This window comes from Maribacter taeanensis (assembly GCF_047345145.1).
Lineage (GTDB): Bacteria > Bacteroidota > Bacteroidia > Flavobacteriales > Flavobacteriaceae > Maribacter_C.
The window spans coordinates 127,152-143,470 of record NZ_JBLFER010000004.1; the positions used below are offsets into that span (position 1 = coordinate 127,152).

General features: G+C 37.4%; 15 protein-coding genes. 12 read left to right on the top strand and 3 right to left on the bottom strand.

Features of this window, described 5'->3' with window-relative positions:
- The first annotated feature begins 90 nt into the window (after window positions 1-90).
- The 7 genes from ACKWCD_RS13975 to ggt all read left to right on the top strand — a co-directional run bounded on the left by ACKWCD_RS13975 (window position 91) and on the right by ggt (window position 8,070).
- The gene (locus ACKWCD_RS13975; protein WP_413984579.1) at window positions 91-1,050 is read left to right on the top strand and encodes a stage II sporulation protein M; all 960 of its coding nucleotides are present in this window, start codon (window positions 91-93) and stop codon (window positions 1,048-1,050) included.
- Complete coding sequence (locus tag ACKWCD_RS13980) at window positions 1,047-1,943, top strand: hypothetical protein (protein ID WP_413984580.1); 897 nt, start codon at window positions 1,047-1,049, stop codon at window positions 1,941-1,943. The genes ACKWCD_RS13975 and ACKWCD_RS13980 overlap by 4 nt, the downstream gene beginning before the upstream one ends.
- The gene (locus ACKWCD_RS13985; protein WP_413984581.1) at window positions 1,943-2,680 is read left to right on the top strand and encodes a DUF4129 domain-containing protein; all 738 of its coding nucleotides are present in this window, start codon (window positions 1,943-1,945) and stop codon (window positions 2,678-2,680) included. Before ACKWCD_RS13980 ends, ACKWCD_RS13985 begins: the two co-directional genes overlap by 1 nt.
- Entirely contained in the window at window positions 2,673-3,887 is a 1,215-nt protein-coding gene (locus ACKWCD_RS13990; protein WP_413984582.1) for a DUF4350 domain-containing protein, read from the top strand. The genes ACKWCD_RS13985 and ACKWCD_RS13990 overlap by 8 nt, the downstream gene beginning before the upstream one ends.
- 10 nt (window positions 3,888-3,897) lie before the next feature.
- Complete coding sequence (locus ACKWCD_RS13995) at window positions 3,898-4,911, top strand: AAA family ATPase (protein ID WP_413984777.1); 1,014 nt, start codon at window positions 3,898-3,900, stop codon at window positions 4,909-4,911.
- Window positions 4,912-4,915: 4 nt separating this feature from the next.
- The gene (locus tag ACKWCD_RS14000) at window positions 4,916-6,247 is read left to right on the top strand and encodes a DUF58 domain-containing protein (protein ID WP_413984583.1); all 1,332 of its coding nucleotides are present in this window, start codon (window positions 4,916-4,918) and stop codon (window positions 6,245-6,247) included.
- A gap of 128 nt (window positions 6,248-6,375) precedes the next feature.
- Window positions 6,376-8,070: a gamma-glutamyltransferase gene (gene ggt / locus ACKWCD_RS14005; protein ID WP_413984584.1), complete on the top strand. Its 1,695-nt coding sequence runs from the start codon at window positions 6,376-6,378 to the stop codon at window positions 8,068-8,070.
- 89 nt (window positions 8,071-8,159) lie between these two features.
- Here ggt and ACKWCD_RS14010 read toward each other — a convergent pair whose 3' ends face one another.
- On the bottom strand, window positions 8,160-9,206 hold the full coding sequence (locus ACKWCD_RS14010; RefSeq protein ID WP_413984585.1) for a polysaccharide lyase family 7 protein: 1,047 nt from the start codon (window positions 9,204-9,206) through the stop codon (window positions 8,160-8,162).
- A 208-nt stretch (window positions 9,207-9,414) separates the two neighbouring features.
- The gene (locus ACKWCD_RS14015) at window positions 9,415-10,464 is read right to left on the bottom strand and encodes a DUF6340 family protein (RefSeq protein ID WP_413984586.1); all 1,050 of its coding nucleotides are present in this window, start codon (window positions 10,462-10,464) and stop codon (window positions 9,415-9,417) included.
- Between the two features lie 199 nt (window positions 10,465-10,663).
- On the opposite strand from ACKWCD_RS14015, the gene ACKWCD_RS14020 reads away from it, so the two are divergent.
- Window positions 10,664-11,809, top strand: a complete 1,146-nt coding sequence (locus tag ACKWCD_RS14020; protein ID WP_413984587.1) for a DUF819 family protein — start codon at window positions 10,664-10,666, stop codon at window positions 11,807-11,809.
- On the opposite strand, the gene ACKWCD_RS14025 is transcribed toward ACKWCD_RS14020, so the two are convergent.
- Window positions 11,810-12,736 (bottom strand): family 16 glycoside hydrolase, encoded by a 927-nt coding sequence (locus ACKWCD_RS14025; RefSeq protein WP_413984588.1) that lies wholly within the window; start codon window positions 12,734-12,736, stop codon window positions 11,810-11,812.
- 206 nt (window positions 12,737-12,942) lie between these two features.
- Here ACKWCD_RS14025 and ACKWCD_RS14030 point away from each other — a divergent pair, with 206 nt between their 5' ends.
- The 4 genes from ACKWCD_RS14030 (at window position 12,943) to ACKWCD_RS14045 (ending at window position 16,070) form a co-directional block, all read left to right on the top strand.
- Window positions 12,943-13,422, top strand: coding sequence for a nuclear transport factor 2 family protein (locus tag ACKWCD_RS14030; RefSeq protein ID WP_413984589.1), 480 nt, complete (start codon window positions 12,943-12,945; stop codon window positions 13,420-13,422).
- Complete coding sequence (locus tag ACKWCD_RS14035) at window positions 13,419-13,856, top strand: PaaI family thioesterase (protein WP_413984590.1); 438 nt, start codon at window positions 13,419-13,421, stop codon at window positions 13,854-13,856. Before ACKWCD_RS14030 ends, ACKWCD_RS14035 begins: the two co-directional genes overlap by 4 nt.
- A gap of 169 nt (window positions 13,857-14,025) precedes the next feature.
- Window positions 14,026-15,303, top strand: a complete 1,278-nt coding sequence (locus tag ACKWCD_RS14040; protein WP_413984591.1) for an aminotransferase class V-fold PLP-dependent enzyme — start codon at window positions 14,026-14,028, stop codon at window positions 15,301-15,303.
- 104 nt (window positions 15,304-15,407) lie between these two features.
- Complete coding sequence (locus ACKWCD_RS14045) at window positions 15,408-16,070, top strand: DUF2306 domain-containing protein (RefSeq protein WP_413984592.1); 663 nt, start codon at window positions 15,408-15,410, stop codon at window positions 16,068-16,070.
- The last annotated feature ends 249 nt before the right edge of the window (window positions 16,071-16,319 follow it).

The following is a 16,319-nucleotide window of genomic DNA, read 5'->3' on the forward strand; positions in this document are numbered from 1 at the left end:
TCTCTAAATTCCGTACAACACTACAACAAAAATAGATAATATTAGTTCTTACAACACAAGTCTAACCAACCTCTTAATCCCCAATCATTAATGCGAGAAGCCGCATTCGTAAAAAAAAATAAAGATAAATGGGCCGTCTTTGAAAACGCACTATCGAAGAAAACGGAGATTGCGCCTGATGTATTGTCTGATCTGTATATTGAAATTACAGATCACCTCAGTTATGCGAAAACATTTTACTCGGGTAGCAATACTGAATTTTATTTAAACGGACTTGCATCTCAGGCTCACGGACAGATATATAAGACTAAAAAAGAGTCAAAAAACCGTATCATCAGTTTCTGGAAAACTGAGTTTCCAACCATGTTCTATTATCATAGACGTGAATTTCTAATTGCTTTTTTAGTATTTGCTTTTTTTACGGCAGTTGGTGCATTTTCCGCAGCCAATGAGGGTGATTTTGTAAGGTCCATTTTGGGTGATGGTTATGTAAATATGACCCTTGAAAATATTGCAAACAAAGACCCCATGGCCGTTTATAAAAAACAAGGGGAGTTCAATATGTTCTTAGGCATTACCATCAATAACATCACCGTGGCATTGTATGCTTTTGCTTACGGAATTTTATTGGGAATAGGCACCTTATACATCATGCTAAGAAATGGCATTATGTTGGGTAGTTTTCAATATTTCTTTTTTGATAAGGGATTAGGGTGGGAATCTGTCCGTACCATTTGGATTCACGGCACCATCGAAATATCAGTCATTATTATTGCTGGCTGTGCAGGACTGGTTCTAGCCAACGGAATGCTATTTCCAGGAACCTACACTAGACTTGAATCATTTAAAAGAGGCGTGATCAATGGTTTAAAAATCATGTTAAGCACCGTGCCCTTTTTTATAATTGCTGGTTTTCTTGAGGGTTTTGTCACCCGCCATACTGAAATGCCTGATTGGCTAGCTATCTTTATCATTTTTTCTTCACTTGCATTAATTGTATTTTATTATATCATTTATCCATACCAACTTCATAAAAAAACCACAGAATGAACGAGTATATAGAGTTTAAAAAAAAGCGCGAATTAGGTGATGTTTTGTCCGACACTTTTGCTTTTGTTAGAAATCAGTTCAAACCATTTTTCAATACCTTCTTTAAAATTGTTGGGCCGTATCTTTTAGTCATGATGATTTCCTTAGCGCTCTACATGTATTTTGCGGGAAATAGTTTCAATAGTATATTGGCTGGTGCTGGTGCTGGTTCCGGTCTAGAAGCTGCCAATTTTGCCACAATGTTCATTGTGGCAATACTATACCTTGTTTCTTTAGTTACGGTTTATGTGATGTCACAATCAACAGTATTGCATTATATAAAGTCATATGCGAATGGAAAAGGAGAGACAAATTTCGATGAAATCAAATCAGATGTTTACAAAAGATTCGGAAGTTTTCTAGGTCTTGGTTTTTTGGTAGGTATATCCGTTATGGTAGGTATAATGGTTTGTTGTATTCCTGGAGTATATCTATGGGTGCCACTTTCTCTTTCATTTAGTGTTTTAGTATTCGATCAAATGGGTGCCACTGAATCTTACGGTCATAGTTTTAAGCTGGTGAAAGATGAATGGTTCATCACTTTTGCCACCCTTCTAGTTATGGTCATTATTGTTGGTATTGCAAGCTATGCCTTTTCAATTCCGGCGGCAATTTATCAATATGCAAAAATGGGTATTCTATCTGGTGAAGTAGATGCAGAAAGTATGGGGGGACTTTTCCAAGATCCGATATATCTATTTCTGAATATGGTAGGTGCCTTAGCACAATTCCTATTAAACCTATTTTCAGTAATAGCAGGTGCCCTAATCTATTTTAATCTGAATGAGAGAAAGAACTTTACCGGAACTTACGAACGCATCCAAGGTTTAGGAGAAAATACTGATCGGTTATAATGCAGAAATTCTTTTTCTTCCTTTCATTTCTGATATTAAGTCTGCCTTCCCTTTTGGGCCAGCAAGATTCAACTAAAGTGCAGTACGATGATACTAAGCTTCAGGTATTAGAAATTAATGAAGAAGATACTCGCAAATATGAAAACGATCCTAAGTTTGATTATGAAATTGTAGAAAATAACCCCACTTGGTGGGATGATTTTAAAACATGGGTAGGAAATCTTTTTCTGCGCTTATTTGAATGGATTTTCGGTGTAGAAGAAGCAGTCGGAGTTTTAGCCGCTTTCTTGAGAGTCGTGCCCTATCTCCTATTGATATTGCTTCTTTTTGTGCTCATTCGGTTTTTTCTGAATGTCAACGCAAGTAGTCCTAGCGGTAAGCATCAAGCTAAGGCATTTGTTGGTTTATCAGAAGAAGAACAGATTATTAAGCATGAAGATATTCAGGTTTTAATTCAAAAAGCACTCGCCGATAAAAATTATCGATTGGCCATTCGATATTCTTTTCTTTACAGTTTAAAATTGATGAGTGATAAAGAGCTTATCGATTGGCAAATACAAAAAACAAATCACGACTATTTAGCAGAGATCAAAAAACCAGATTTACAAAAGTCCTTTTCTAAAATAAAGCGTATCTACGATTACACCTGGTATGGAGATTTCGCCATTGATGAAGCGAAATATCAAAAAGCCGAAACCGTTTTTTTACAACAACAAAAAATGGTGAAGAATGGGTAAAAAAACCAATATATATATTGTAATCGCTGTTATTACTGTTTTAGCATTAATGGTTTTACAGTATAATAAACCTAAAGAACTCAATTGGTTTCCCTCGTATGTTTCACAACATAAAATTCCATTTGGCACTTTTGTACTTCATGAATTACTAGATGAAAAATTTGATGCTATTCAAGACGTACAAGTACCCCCCTTTGAATTTTTGAATGCTAATTTTGAAGCCGAGGGCACTTACTTTTTGGTAAACGAAAATATCAAATTCGGAGGTCCTGAATTAGAAAAATTATTAGATTGGACTTCGGAAGGAAACACCTTATTTATAGCATCAACCTCTTTTGAAGAAGACCTATTAGATACACTCGGACTTAGCACCTCAGGTTTATTTGCAGGCTTCGGGGAGGCGCAAAAACAAATTCACAAACTAGTTAATCCTAATTTAAAACCAGATACCGCCTATCCGTTTGATAAGGATACCTATTCAAACTTTTTTGAAACTATTGACACGCTAAATACAAAGGTGCTAGGTATTGTTAATAATTATGAGGATTCTCTAGCGCTAGAGAAAAAGCATTTCAATGCCATCCGCCAAGGTTTTGGTGATGGAAAAATCATTTTGTCGACGTTTCCGAAAGCATTCACAAATTACTTTATCCTAAAAGATAATAATAGAAATTATACAGCAGGACTGCTTTCCTACATAGACAATTCCAAGCCTGTTTATATAGACAATCATTATAAAGCAGGGAAGAAATTCTATACATCACCAATGTATATATTTCTGAATACCAAGGAATTTAAATGGGCCTATTATCTCGTACTCATCGGAGCTCTGATTTATGTAATTTTTGAAGGAAAGCGAAAACAAAGAGCTATTCCCGTAGTTGTTCCCTTAAAAAATCAAACCCTTGCCTTCACACGTACTATTGCAAATATGTATTATGAAAAAGGGCAGCAAAAGGCGATTTCAGGACATAAGATAGATCAGTTTCTAGAGTACATACGTTCTCATTTTTATATACAAACCATTCATCGCGAAGAAGAATTTTATCAAAACTTAGCCTCTAGAAGTTCGCATTCTTCCGATGAAATAAAACAGTTATTTGACTTCTTAAAAAAACTGGGGAATCAAACTGAAGTAACTGATTCTGATCTAACAAAACTTAATAGTTCAATTGAAAAATTTAAACATAAAGCCAATGGAAAATAATGACCAAAATATGGGCGAGCAAATCCCTGAAGGGAAAGAAGAAAACGTCAATAACCTGAGTTTCGATAATCGCATTCCTTTAGAAGATTTAAAAAATGCAGTAGAAGCTGTAAAAGCCGAACTTGCTAAAGTCATCATTGGCCAGCAAAATTTCATTGAGTTACTAATCGTCTCCCTTTTAGTTGACGGTCATGTGCTTATTGAAGGTGTACCTGGTATCGCGAAGACTATTACTGCCAAATTGTTCGCAAAAACCTTAAAAACGGATTTCAGTAGGATTCAGTTCACGCCTGATTTAATGCCAAGTGATATACTAGGAACTTCGATTTTCAATGTAAAATCTTCAGAGTTTGAGTTCAAAAAAGGGCCTATCTTTTCTAATATTATACTCATAGATGAAATCAATCGAGCTCCAGCAAAAACCCAAGCTGCCATGTTTGAAACCATGGAAGAACGCCAAGTAACAATGGATGGCATCACCTACCCCATGGATGAACCCTTTATAGTACTTGCAACGCAAAATCCGATAGAGCAAGAAGGTACATATGCGCTTCCTGAAGCTCAGCTTGACCGTTTTTTATTCAAAATTAAAGTGGACTATCCTTCGCTTGACGAAGAAGTGAAAATTATTCAAACCCATCACGAACGCAAAGGATCAAAGGCGCAAACACTTATAAAAGACGTTTTGACTCCGAAGCAATTAATCGATTTCAAATCGAAGATTCAAGATGTTATAGTTGAAGAGAAAATCATCAAGTATATCGCTGATATTATTACAAAGACGAGAAATCATCCACACCTCTATTTGGGTGGTTCGCCACGAGCATCAATTGCTACCTTAAATGCATCTAAAGCTTTTGCCGCTATTAATGGCAGAGACTTTGTGGTACCCGAAGATATTAAAAGAGCCTTGGTTCCTGTACTGAATCACAGAGTCATTTTAACCCCTGAGCGTGAGATGGAAGGTATGACTTCTGAAAGTGTAATAAACATGATTATAGAATCTGTCGAAATACCAAGATAAGCGAATGCAATTTTTAAAGTCATTCTATATACATAATTCCTTTTTCAGGTATATCGCCATTCTTGCGGCGTGTTTTATGCTTTCCTTTTGGATACCTGTTCTTTATCCAGTGGCATGGCTTCTAACTTTTGTTTTGTTAGCGCTTTTCTTTTTAGATGTTAATCTATTGTATGTTTCAGGAAAACGCATTGAAGCAGAAAGGAAATTGCCTAAAAAATTATCGAATAGTGATCTCAATCCCATTGCAATTCGCTTTACTTCAAAGTATGCGTTTAAAACTCATGTTTCATTGATTGATGAATTACCTATTCAGTTTCAAAAACGTGATTTTGAACACAAAACTAGTTTGCTTAAAAACCAGACTAAAGATTTTGAATATTCAGTACGCCCGGTTGATCGTGGAGAATATTACTTCGGAAATCTTATTGTCTTTGCTTCTTCAGCGCTTCGTATCGTAAAACGGAAGTATGTCTTCCAAAAAGACCAAATGGTGCCTGTATACCCAAGTATCATTCAGATGCAGCAGTATGACTTTTTAGCGATAAGCAATAAGCTGACGCAATTCGGGATGAAGAAGATACGTCGTATTGGTCATACACAAGAATTTGAGCAAATTAAAGAATATGTGCAAGGCGATGATTTTAGAACGATAAATTGGAAGTCAACGGCCAAGAACGTCGATTTAATGGTGAATCAGTACCAGGACGAAAAATCACAGCCCATTTATTCTATCATTGATACCGGTAGAGTAATGAAAATGCCTTTTAACGGTTTAAAACTTTTGGATTATGCTATCAATTCAACTCTAGCTTTTTCAAATGTTGCTCTTAAAAAGAATGACAAAACCGGCATGGTCGCTTTTTCAAAAAACATAGAATCCTATGTGCCTGCTGTTCAAAAACTAACCCACTTAAATACCATTCTAGAAAAACTCTATAACATTAATACAGCCTTTACAGATTCTGATTTTGGCATGCTTTATGCGCATGTTAAAAGAAAAATCAACCAGAGAAGTCTACTACTTCTCTATACAAATTTTGAACATATTTCGGCGATGAGGCGCCAACTTCCTTTTCTCTTGGCCATTGCTAAAAAACATGTTTTGGTAGTAGTATTTTTTGAAAATACAGAACTAGAAGAACTCATTTCTATTGATGCAGAAAATCTTCAAACCATTTATCATAAAACCATTGCGGAAAAATTTTCCTTAGAAAAGCGTATAATGCAAAAAGAATTGCAGCAGTACGGCATACAAACCATTTTGACAAAGCCTGAAAATCTTACCATCAACACCATTAATAAGTACTTAGAAATTAAGGCCAGAGGCTTGTTGTAAATCATTCTTCTTTATTTAGCTCTCCGGAGTTTCCAGAAGTCTCCAGTTCAATCTTAAATTATTATCTTCATCCATCGGAGATGAGTCTTGCTATTGTCTCAAATCTCAAACTATTAAACCAACCACTTATGACTTTCCCAAAGACTATATTTTCTTTTACCCTCTTATCCCTTTTGGCAGTAAATACTGCCTTATTAAACGCCCAAACCTATTCAAAAAATGGGATGGTAGTTTCATCTGACAGGGGTTCTTCTGAAGTTGGTGCTATGATTCTAAAAAAAGGTGGTAATGCTATTGATGCCGCTATTGCAACGGCATTTTCTCTTGCAGTTACGCATCCATCAGCAGGAAATATCGGAGGAGGTGGATTTATAGTTTTTATGAATTCCGAAGGAAAAACTACTACGATTGATTTTCGTGAAAAAGCTCCCCTGGCCGCAACAAATGATATGTACTTGGATAAAGAAGGTCAGCTCATTGATGGTATCAATCATTTTAGCGCAAAGGCAATTGGAGTACCCGGAACCGTTGCAGGACTATACCTCGCTCACCAAAAATATGGCAAGCTTCCCTGGAAAGATTTAGTCCAACCAGCCATAGATCAAGCTAAAAATGGTTTTGCCTTCAATTGGTCTTTATTCAACGCTGCCAATTATTTTACAAAAGAGGGCAATACGAATGCCTTTATGGATGTATATTTTCGGAATGAAAGTGGAGCGATTCCTCAACCCAATGAAATATGGAAACAAACCGAATTGGCAGAAACCTTAACTCGAATTCGGGATAAAGGTCGTGACGGATTCTACAAAGGTAAAACTGCTAAAATTATCGCCGCATTCATGAAAAAAAATGAGGGTATCATCACCAAAAAAGATTTAGTAAAATACCAAGCCATTGAACGCACACCCATTAAGGGAAGTTACAAAGGGTACGATATTTATTCCATGCCACCACCAAGTTCAGGCGGAGTAGCTCTTGTTGAAATGATGAATTTGATGGAACTTGCTGATTTTAAAACTATGGAGTTCAACTCCGCAGATCATTTACATCTTGTTGCTGAAGCTATGCGAAGAGCTTTTGCTGATCGCGCTGAGCATTTAGGTGATCCGGACTTTAATTTGAATATCCCTCTAGACAAATTGACTTCCAAAGCTTTCGCCAAAAAGCGATTTCAAGAGATTGACATGGCAAAAGCATCTGTGAGTGATTCTACACAATTTGGGAGACTTTATGATGGTGCAAATACCACGCACCTATCCACAATGGATAAACAAGGAAACGCCGTATCTCTTACCTATACTTTAGAATACAGCTTTGGATCACAAATGGGATCTAATGAGCTAGGTTTCATTTTTAATAACGAAATGGGAGACTTTAACCCGCAACCAGGTATTACAAAAAGTAATGGTCAAATTGGAACAACTCCTAATCTAGTAGAACCTGAAAAAAGAATGCTATCAAGCATGACACCTACAATTGTTGGTAAAAATGGAAAACCCTATTTGGTAATTGGGAGTCCCGGAGGCAGAACTATTATCAATACCGTTTTTCAAACCGTACTAAACGTTTTAGAATTTGAAATGCCGGTAAATAAGGCAATTGAGGCATTAAAAATCCACCATCAATGGCTTCCTGATCAAATTGTTTATGAGAAATACCTCTTGTCTCCTGACACAAGAAAAGCACTAGAAGCGCGAGGGCATACTTTAAAAGAAAGAAACAATATGGGTGCATTAATGGGAATCACTTACGATTCTGAAAAGAAGGTGTTTACCGGTGCTTCTGATTCTTCACAACCAGATAGTGGTGCTGTAGGATATTAAATGCTTGAGAAAAGAATGCTTCAAAACAAAATAAAGCTGTACTTCCAGGAAATACAGCTTTACATAATATTGTTTCAAAACAAGAGACCTTACTCGCTATGCGTATTTGACAAACTATAGAAGGTTGCCTGCACATAATCTGCGTCGTCACCAGTGTTATTTTGATTGTACACCCCAGCCTTGAAGTACATGTATTGTCCACCTACATCATAACCACTATTACTCATGTCAACATACTGTTCAATATCATCTTTCCCTTCACGAGAAATTGTCACCCACATGTCGTTGCCAACTACTTTCACAGTATAGCTAAATTTCTCACCAAGGGCGATACCATCTGAAGGGTTGGATGCAGATCCTGATCTACTGCCTATCATTTCATAATAGGTCTCACCTGCGGCATTTTCTTCATGAGCAAAGTAAATGGAGCCCAGATCATTATCTGGTAGTTTTCGATAATATAGACGAAGAGGTTCATCATCATTGGCATGTATCTGACCCACAATTACACGACCTACTTGACCATCATTACCAGTAGTCGTTACATGGTTTACAGCTAAAGTAGCTTTTAATTCTCCGTCGTAACCGGCAGCATTTGTGATGTCTGCTTGCGGGGCACTGCCAAAAACCCAATTGTTTTTGTTCACACCTTGGGTATCAATATTGGTGTTGCCAGCGCGTAACATTTCACGCAATTCTGTTCTAGTATAACTTGTATTTGCCGATGTTTTGAATCCTGCAATAGGGCATTTAAAAACCATACCACCATCATCGCCTGTATAGAAATAAACTTCATTTTCATATCCATCATTTAAAGCATTCTCTTTAATTGTATCAGCCTTATCATTACCATCCTCATCGGTGGGAATACTGATATTCCAAGTACTTAAATTAAAATTAACCGATGGTGGTTCATTGGCATCTAAACTAGTTGGGCCTTCAGGCTCTGGTTCCGGTTCCGGCTCTGGTTGAGTTTCTTCCATTACCTCTTCCTCTGGTTCAGGTTCTGTAGCCTCAACAATAGGTGTAGTTTCATCCGAAGATCCACATGCAAATAGAAATAGAACAAAAAACAAAGTCAATACTTTTAGTATTGCTTGTAATGACCCTTCATTTACTATCTTTTTTTCCTCCATATTCATCATCTTATTTAGAACAAATTACCTTTTATAACTGAGATGCTAGTTGAGTTATTGCCTTGTAACAACCAAATTATTTTTTGATTATTTCATTAATAACACTGGTGCGCTAAGATACTTTGGAATTATAGTTTTTTATGTGCAAATCTTAAAAAAAAACGCCAAGCAAATTGCTTGGCGTTTTTTTATGTTATTTTGTACCGGCTTATCTGGCCAACTGTCGTTTCAATTCTCTCTTTTGAGCCATTCGATATTTCAAAATGTTGACATATCGTAAAGCCTCTTTGGTGTCGTAATCAGAATACGAACGTTGTGCCCAATCTAAGGCTTTGTCTAAGTCTCCGTTAATTTCATTGATAATCGCCATGTTGTAGCATGCACGACCCGCAATCTTTCCATCAGGATTTGAAACCTCTTCACTCCAAAGTTCGGCCGCACTATCCCATTTCCCGGCTTGTGCTCTTCGCATTGCAATTTCAAACTTATCAGTTCCTTTTACAAAGTAATCACGCGTAACTCTTCGCGATTGTGGTGTGATACGTCTTGCATAGTAATCACCGATATGACTACTGGTTTCAACAACAGCCTCTTTACGATTCATAATGGCCTTAACCGCTTTCATAGGGTTAATGCCTTGACCGCTATTTACTAAATTGTTATTGAACGAATATTCATCTAAAATTTCTTTTGTGGCAGGATCGTAGATTCTCCATCCGTTTTGAATTTGAGTACGAAGCGTTAATGAAACCGCTGGAACTTTGGCTTTTATTCCTACCGGATTTGGAAGCTCCATTTCAGTAGCTTGTGCTGAAGCTTTGGTATTGGTGTCATAATATGCCAAAGAGAATAATACATCTACATCATGCTCCTCGCAAATTTTATCTACTTGATCCCAAGTCAAAGCAGCAGGCAATACACCTAAACCTTTTCTTACTTCGGGAATATCTTCTAAAATAGCTACTTTATTAAAACGCTGTAAACGTTCCAGTTCAGACTTTACCGAAGCCAAAGAAGCTTCAGCACCATGTTTATCAAGATTTTTTCCTTCGGCCGTCAATATTTTATCTATGGTATCGATACCATGATTTCCTTCGGCGGGAAGACTTCGGTTAATGATACCGATGTGTTGCACATCTGAAGCAATATGAACCGGAGCGGGTTCAACAGCACTCATTGTAAGTTGGTTTGTAGCACTACAAGAAGCCAATAATAGGCCGATACTTGCGAATGCAAAAAGTTGGTTTAAAGTTTTCATAGGACGTAGGTTTTATTCGTATGGTCGGTCAGCTTGTCTTTTTTTAGCTAACGCGCTTATTACCAAACAGATAATTTGTGTAAATATTGTATGAAAACGGGTATTAAAAAGCTGTTTTTATTTACGAGAATTCCAGAAATAAACAGTCCTAACTGGCTATCGTCTTTAATATCAAAACCTACTTTCCTATCTTTAACCAATGACCTTTATCGAAAATCCCGTTTATGTTCTGGCAGTCCTATGCTTAATGGTCATTTTGGCAAGTTATGCCGGTAAGACCAAACTGGGCGGAAAATTGGGTGCAGCTTTGCTGGTTATTCTTTTCACGGCTGTAATAGCCAACCTTAAACTCATTCCCTCAGCCTCAAATAGTATTCCCTTATATAGCGGAATCTTCACCTATTTGGCACCGATATCTATATTTTATCTGTTGTTGAATGTAAATTTACAATCCATAAAAAAGGCCGGAGCACCAATGATTATCCTTTTCTTGATTGGTTCTTTGGCAACAGTTTTGGGAATTCTTGCGGCATGGTATCTGATTGCCCCTGAGGAGATCTTGGGTGAAAATGCCAATATTATTGCTGGAATGCTAACTGGTACGTATACTGGGGGAAGCGTCAACTTCAATGCCGTAGCCTTGGAATATGATTTCCAAGAAAAGGGAGCCTTGTATGCTGGAACCATTGCCGTTGACAATGTGGTTACTGCTGCATGGATTATCATTAATATATTGTTTCCCGTGGTGTTGAGAACCTTCTGGAAGGATAAAAAAATTGAAACCAAAGTAACTAACGAGACCAAGGATGAAGAGGAAGAGGAAGAAGATAGGATGGACTTCACCTCCTTAATATGGTTGCTCTTTTTGGGGATCGCTGCCTTTTATATTTCCGAATTGATAGGATTATGGTTACCAAGTGTCCCTTTTATTTTGATACTCTCTACTCTAGGAATTCTAATGGCACAAATCCCCTTGATTTCGAATCTCAAAGGTAGTCATACTTTAGGCTTGTATTTGATATTCCTATTTCTAGCAGTTATCGGAGCCTATTGCGAGATTAGTGCAGTGGTCGAGCTCAAAGAAGTTGGATGGACATTATTCTTATTCACCTCTTTGGCAGTTTTAATTCATGGTGTAGTCATAATCTTGTTAGGGGGGATTTCATTCCGAGATTGGGAAATGGTCGCCATAGCCAGTCAGGCCAATATCGGAGGAAGTAGCAGTGCCATTGCCTTGGCAGAATCTTTTAAAAGAAAAGAACTCATCCTTCCAGGAATTTTAGTCGGAACTTTAGGAAATGCCCTTGGCACCTATCTCGGGTTTTTGATGGTTGGGCTTTTGTAATTAATTCGCGATTGTTGTAATTCTAATATTCCGTAATTCAACAGGACCATGATCACCTTGAATCATAAGTGGCCCGGGGGCAGCTTCATCATTATCCAAAGCGCCGCCAGTCATTCCAGGAATATTTTGATTACCGATAATGGTTTTTCCATTGGCGACTATTGTTACGCGTCGCCCAATTAAAGTAATGTCATATTCTTGCCACTCATCTGCCGATTTCGCAACATTTTCATTGGGTGTCAATAATCCGTAAATACCACCGAAATATAAACTCGAAGGCGTCAAACCTATATTATCAGCTATCTGAACCTCATAGCGCCCGCGTAGATAAATTCCGCTATTACTACCTTTTGGGTATTTGAATTCAACGTGTAATTTAAAATCCGTGAACTTTTCATCTGTTACCAAATTTGCTCCAGATTTCGGACTCTTCAAAACACCATTTTCCACTACCCATTGATTTTCGCCCACGGGTGTCCATCCACCTAAATCTTTACCATTAAAAAGCTTTCTTTCTTTACCCCATTTCGGATTTTCATTGTAAGCCAATTTTGGAGAACGAGATGCGGTCCACGGGTATACTTTTCCATCCGTGTAAACCAAGTTGCCTTTTAATCCGTCACCATCTTGCATTCCTATGATTTGCATGTCAAACCCTGCTGGCTCCCATTGTTTCGGAATTGAAAAACTAAATTTGCCTTCATTCACTTCTACCTCAGCAACGGGTCTCGCGCTTCCAAACTTATAGCAAAAACGTCCCACTAAAGTATTGTTACCAGAGTGACTAATTTCTAACCAAGAAGGGACTTTCTTTCCATCCTCGGTGATGGTAAGATTCCATGTGCCTTCTAAAGCTTTTGCATCTTGAGCAAATGTCATGCATGAAAATAAAAGAGATAAGATTCCGTAAAACAATCTGGACTTCATAGGTGTAGCATTTTGTTAGATTCCAAATATAAGAAATCCCATGAATCAAAATTTCAAAGAGATATTTACACTCCTATAAATAAAACTGAATAATAAAATGTTCAGATGCCTTATTATCGAAAATTCGGTATCTTTCCTAAGTAAAATCATAACACAAATTCTTTTTGTTACTTAGAATAAACCTGCGTCAATTAAAAAGCATAAAAATGAAAAAACTGCTACTAGTTACCACTTTACTACTTCCATTTTTTATAAGCGCGCAGAACGCTCTAGAAACTGAAGTAGAAGGTGTAATCAAAGCCTTTTTCGAAGGTTTTCACAAAGCCGATACCGTGTTGATGAAAAAAACCATGGCCGATGAAATTGTTTTTCAAACCGCTTTCAAAAACAAAGAACAAAAAGATATTTTAAAAACCGATGATGTCAGTAGCTTTGTGAAAGCAATTGGCAGCGGGCGCCCTGTAGATGAAAAATGGGAAGAGCGAATAAGTTCATATACCGTAAAAGTTGATGGTAATATGGCCCATGCATGGACCGAATATGAATTTTGGCTTGATGGTAAGTTTAGCCATTGTGGGGTAAATTCTTTTCAACTCTTTCACGACAACGGCACTTGGAAAATTATCTATCTTATTGATACTAGAAGACGCTCAAGCTGCGAGGCTTACAAAAAAAATAAACTATGAATAAAGCTCTTGCAATGTTTGAGTCCTTAGTTGGCCAAGATTCTTCAAAGTCTATTTCACCCTTAATGCGTTGGCTCAATCCTACACTTTTGAGTGCCGAAGCGGGTAAACTTGAATTCTCATATGTGATACGAGAAGAAATGACCAACCCTATGGGCATCATACACGGCGGCACAACAGCAGCTATCATTGATGATGCCGTTGGCGCCGCGGTATTTTCACTTGGTAAACCTCATATGTATACAACAGTTAATCTGGCTGTCGATTATTTTGCTTCCGCTAAAGCCGGAGAAACCATTATTGCAGTTGCTTCCATAACTAAAAATGGGAATCAGATTATCAATACAAATTGTGAAATCTGGAATGCAGATCGCTCAAGAATGATTGCGAAAGGGCATTCTAATCTTATTAAAATCGATACGGATAGGAAGTAAAAGCACCTATGCCCTCACTACCTAAAGGTATGCCCAGGAAGGAGGTTTATTATCCCGTACCGTATATGAAAGTCCCAATGTCTCCCTTTGGGGTTGGGGTAGACAATCCTGTACTTCCGACATTCTAATAGACTCATTAATAGAGTTAAAAAATCGGTATCTTTAAATCATGACCGAAAACCGAAGAAAATTTCTAAAAACCCTAGGCATTGGTGCAGCTGGTGCATTAGCAACTCCCACACAAATTTGGGCGCGAGCCACAACACCAATAGAGTCTGTTCTATATGATTTACAATCCGGGGATACTTCCGAGGCCTATTGGAAAACCATACAATCACAGTTTCATTTTGCCGAAGGTCTTACGTATTTCAATAATGGTTCGCTTGGAGCTTGTCCGAAACCAATTCGTGAGGCCACTATAAACTTTCAGAATACTTTAGATGATTTTCCTTCAAAGTATATGTGGGGTGGTTGGAAGGATGAAATTGAGGAAGTCCGTAAAAAAACTGCTGACTTATTCTCAGTCTCAGAAGAAGAAATTGCCTTAATACATAATACTACAGAAGGCATGAATCTCATTGCAAGTAGTATGGATTTGCAGCCTGGGGATGAAATCATTTCCGCTGACCATGAACATACCAGCGCTTTAAACCCCTGGAAATATTGGCAAGAAAGCAAGGGCGTCAAAATAGTGACCCCTACCCTACCCATTTTGCCCAAAAGTGTTGAGGAAGTTGTAGATGTCTACAGTAAAGCAATAACACCAAAAACCAAAGTAATTTCTATCTGCCATTTGGTCAATACAAATGGAATGATACTTCCAATAACAGAAGTAACCGAAATGGCTCATGAAAAAGGCATTCTAGTTGCTGTTGATGGTGCACAAGCCGCTGGAATGTTAACTTTTGATTTAAAAGAAGTTGGCTGTGATTTTTACACTGTTAGCGCGCATAAATGGTTATTTTCTCCAAAGGGAGTAGGAATCTTTTATGCCAAACAAGAAAGTCAAAAACATTTAAAGCCCCTTATTGTAGCACGTGGTTATGAAGATACAAGCATCCGAAGATTAGAAAATTACAATACCAGAAACCTTCCTGAGGTGCTAGGTTTAGGAGCTGCGCTTGATTATCGAAATGCTATAGGAGCTCAAAAAATACATGACCGCACTTACGAACTAAAACATTATTTCAGGGATAAGATTAAGGATAATAAAAAATTAATACTTAAGACCCCTGAACTTGATACGCTTTCCGCCGGTATTCAGGTTCTCGAAGTTAAAGATAAGTACATGCTAGACGTACAAATGGAACTTTCTTACAATCACGGAATTGAATGTAAACCTGTAACAAAATTTGGATTGAACGTAATTCGTTTGTCTTTTGCCATTTTTAATTCAAAAAAACAAATTGACACTTTAGTAAATGTTTTGAATACTATTGCGGGGTAAAAGAATGACGCTTCGGCCCATTAAAACTACATTTCAGAAACAAAAACTTCTTAAGTTCTATCATTAGTATCATATTTGACCAATAACCAAACTAAAATTCAAATATGGAGCAAGCAATTACAATAGCAGTTTATATTCATGCCTTTTTCGGAGGCCTAGGGCTTATCACGGGAATTGGAAGCATGGCTGTCAAAAAAGGAGGTAAACTTCACAAGCGAATGGGCAAAGTTTTTTCCATTTCAATGATTACAAGTTGTATCATAATTATACCCATTGCATGGATGCCTGGCCATGAGAGTCTATTTCTGTTTCTTATTTCAATGTTTACCATCTACCTTGTTTTAATTGGACGACGTGCGCTTAGCTTTAAATCTCGGCAAAAAATCAAAGCAGATTCCATTGATTTGGGTATTTCTACTGCAATGATGGTATTCTCTTTATTCATGTTAGGTTACGGAATCTATGGCCTATTCGCGTCGGTACCAGATAATGTGCTGTATATGGTTTTTGGAGGATTGGGTCTTTTCTTAACCAGAAAAAATTTCTTGTTTTATAAAAACTTCAAAACCAATAAAGTCGCTTGGTTATTAGCGCACTTAACACATATGATTGCCGGTATGATTGCTTCTATCACTGCGTTCATCGTGGCGGGACTCAAATTATGGACGATTACGGCTTGGGTACTACCATCTGTAATTGGGACGATTTATATTATATATTGGCGGAGGAGAACGGAAGGGAAAATTGGCTCTCGAAAAACTTCTTAGTAATCACTTTTAAAATAAGGCTCATCCGTAAATACAAATAATTTAGAAAGAAAGAGTTGGATATCCCTTTCCCAATTCTACCATTTACACAGATAAATACCCAGATTAGCCTTTCTTTTATCCCTTCTACACAGATAAGCCTTATAATTAGCTAACACTTACTATATTCACTAGCTTAAATCAACTATAACTTGATTTGCCATAGTCCTCAGGACCGACTCCTCCCCTCTTTCTGAAAAAGGTAATTCT

Coding starts and splice junctions, on each gene's coding strand:
- ACKWCD_RS13980 (WP_413984580.1), top strand. CDS start 1,047: ATGAACGAGTATATAGAGTTTAAAAAAAAGCGCGAATTAGGTGATGTT.
- ACKWCD_RS14045 (WP_413984592.1), top strand. CDS start 15,408: ATGGAGCAAGCAATTACAATAGCAGTTTATATTCATGCCTTTTTCGGA.
- ACKWCD_RS14035 (WP_413984590.1), top strand. CDS start 13,419: ATGAATAAAGCTCTTGCAATGTTTGAGTCCTTAGTTGGCCAAGATTCT.
- ACKWCD_RS14020 (WP_413984587.1), top strand. CDS start 10,664: ATGACCTTTATCGAAAATCCCGTTTATGTTCTGGCAGTCCTATGCTTA.
- ACKWCD_RS13985 (WP_413984581.1), top strand. CDS start 1,943: ATGCAGAAATTCTTTTTCTTCCTTTCATTTCTGATATTAAGTCTGCCT.
- ACKWCD_RS14010 (WP_413984585.1), bottom strand. CDS start 9,206: ATGGAGGAAAAAAAGATAGTAAATGAAGGGTCATTACAAGCAATACTA.
- ACKWCD_RS13975 (WP_413984579.1), top strand. CDS start 91: ATGCGAGAAGCCGCATTCGTAAAAAAAAATAAAGATAAATGGGCCGTC.
- ACKWCD_RS14025 (WP_413984588.1), bottom strand. CDS start 12,736: ATGAAGTCCAGATTGTTTTACGGAATCTTATCTCTTTTATTTTCATGC.
- ACKWCD_RS13995 (WP_413984777.1), top strand. CDS start 3,898: ATGGGCGAGCAAATCCCTGAAGGGAAAGAAGAAAACGTCAATAACCTG.
- ACKWCD_RS13990 (WP_413984582.1), top strand. CDS start 2,673: ATGGGTAAAAAAACCAATATATATATTGTAATCGCTGTTATTACTGTT.
- ACKWCD_RS14030 (WP_413984589.1), top strand. CDS start 12,943: ATGAAAAAACTGCTACTAGTTACCACTTTACTACTTCCATTTTTTATA.
- ACKWCD_RS14015 (WP_413984586.1), bottom strand. CDS start 10,464: ATGAAAACTTTAAACCAACTTTTTGCATTCGCAAGTATCGGCCTATTA.
- ACKWCD_RS14040 (WP_413984591.1), top strand. CDS start 14,026: ATGACCGAAAACCGAAGAAAATTTCTAAAAACCCTAGGCATTGGTGCA.
- ACKWCD_RS14000 (WP_413984583.1), top strand. CDS start 4,916: ATGCAATTTTTAAAGTCATTCTATATACATAATTCCTTTTTCAGGTAT.
- ggt (WP_413984584.1), top strand. CDS start 6,376: ATGACTTTCCCAAAGACTATATTTTCTTTTACCCTCTTATCCCTTTTG.